The 2,148-nt window shown below is 40.9% G+C and carries 2 protein-coding genes and 1 other annotated feature; both genes read left to right on the plus strand.

Annotation, left to right across the window (positions count from 1 at the left end):
• Window positions 1–50: 50 nt before the first annotated feature.
• Window positions 51–1,270 (plus strand): IS3 family transposase gene (locus L652_RS0118675; protein ID WP_223230517.1). Its coding sequence is split into 2 segments (ribosomal slippage): window positions 51–339 and window positions 339–1,270, totalling 1,221 coding nucleotides; the frame shifts between segments, so codons are not numbered across the junction.
• Window positions 329–445: a sequence feature (AL1L pseudoknot), on the plus strand. (Overlaps the previous gene by 117 nt.)
• A 34-nt stretch (window positions 1,271–1,304) precedes the next feature.
• Window positions 1,305–1,844, plus strand: coding sequence for an inovirus Gp2 family protein (locus L652_RS1000000124645; RefSeq protein WP_029753289.1), 540 nt, complete (start codon window positions 1,305–1,307; stop codon window positions 1,842–1,844).
• Window positions 1,845–2,148 lie beyond the last annotated feature (304 nt).

Here is a 2,148-nt window from a genome sequence, read left to right on the forward strand (position 1 = left end):
TGAATCGCCCCGTGTTTGCCAGAGACTCAATAACTTGAGAAACTGGAACTATGAAAAAATCAAATCGCTATACATCAGAATTTCGTGAACGTGCAATTAGGCTTGTTACCACACAACAGCATGAATACCCTTCTCTTTGGGCTGCGCTAGTATCGATTTCAGATAAACTGGGATGTACCCCAGAAACACTTAGAGCATGGGTCAAGAAATCTCAAGCTCAACCGTCTAAACCCTCTTCTAATACGCAATCAACTGAAGAACGCCTTGCCGTCTTAGAGCGCGAGAATAAAGAGCTCAAGCGAACGAATGATATCCTGAGGCAAGCTGCCGCTTTTTTCGCCCAAGCGGAGCTCGACCGCAAACAGAAGTAATAGTGGATTTTATTGATGCTTGCAGAGAGCATTACGGTGTCGAGTCAATTTGCAAGGAATTGCCGATTGCACCATCAACGTATTATTCTCATAAACAGATACAAAGAGAGCCTGAGCGACTGTCTAACCGCAAAAAGCGTGATGCTGAGCTGATAATACTCATTCGCGAAGTGTGGGAGGATAATATGTCAGTTTATGGTGCAAGAAAAATATGGAAGCAGCTACAGCTTGACGACCATCAAGTCGCCCGCTGTACAGTCGAACGATTGATGCGAGTTATGGGAATTCAAGGTGTTCGTCGGGGTAAAGCACATAAGACAACGATACCTGACGAGCAACAAGATAAGCCACTTGATTTAGTTAATCGTCAATTTACTGCTGAGCAGCCAAATCAACTTTGGGTAGCTGACATCACCTATGTTGCCACATGGAGTGGGTTTGTTTATGTCGCTTTCGTGATAGATGTTTTTTCACGATACATTGTAGGTTGGCGTGTATCAACGACAATGCACACAGAGCTTATTCTTGATGCGTTAGAGCAAGCTATTTGGCATCGTGGCAACCCCGAAGGGTTAATTCACCACAGCGACAGAGGCAGCCAATATTTGTCTATACGATACACTGAGCGACTTGCTGAAGCTGGAATTCAAGCGTCTGTAGGCAGTGTGGGTGACTCTTATGACAATGCATTGGCTGAAACAATAAATGGATTATTTAAAACAGAGATTATTCGCAGAAATGGCCCGTGGAAGAATGTTGATGCTGTTGAATACGCAACGTTAGAGTGGGTCAATTGGTTTAATAATCAACGCTTATTATCTTCAATTGGGTATATTTCACCAGCTCAATATGAAACAGACTACTATGATAATTTAAACGAGTCAGGTAAAGTGGCCTGACTTAAACAAACTGGTCTCCGATGAACTCGGGGCGATTCAGAATGAGCACCCTAGGACTTTAGCTATTAGGTTCGATTTAAGATTTCCAGTTAGCTTTGGGATTATTGATCAAATCGCAAGTTTACAAACATCGCATATATCGAGCTTTTTTAAGAATCTTGATCTAGAAATAAAGCGTGACATTAAAGATAAAATTAAAAGAAACGGTAATGCTCACCATAGTAGTTTGAGATACATATGGGTTAAAGAGCAAGATAGCTCTTGCATGCCTCATTATCATGTTGCGATTTTTCTGAATAAAGACACTTATTATGGTTTAGGTAATTATCAAGGTAATGGTGATAATATGGCTTCTCGTATAATAAGGGCTTGGGCGAAGTCTATAGGGATTGAAACCTATGATGCGGGTAAGTGTGTAGAATTTCCTGATAATCATACATACAGGCTTAATAGGAACAGTGAAAACTTTGCAGAGGATTTTGAACAGCTATTCTTTAGAGTTAGTTATTTTGCAAAAGTTGATACAAAGGCTTTTGGTAGTAAAGATAATTATTTTGGTTGCAGCAGAAGGTAATCAACTTCCCATTAAGCTACTTAACGAGTTTTTGAGACCTTGAACTACTTAAATAAGCTTAAGCCCTTAGTATATAAGGGGTGGCAAGTTCTCATAATAGCATTATGAGAACCTAAAAAAATAAACGGTGTTATTACACCTTAAAAGAGTGCTCATATTGAGCACTCGTATTTAACTAATCAAACAAACTAGTAATGCCAGCGACTACTCCACCAGCTACCGCCAAAGGGATTGTAACTGGCGCAGACGCGACACCTGCACCAATTACTATTGCACCAGATGTAAGCGCTCCAGCGGCTGCACC

Source organism: Pseudoalteromonas sp. TB25 (genome assembly GCF_000497995.1).
Lineage (GTDB): Bacteria > Pseudomonadota > Gammaproteobacteria > Enterobacterales > Alteromonadaceae > Pseudoalteromonas > Pseudoalteromonas distincta.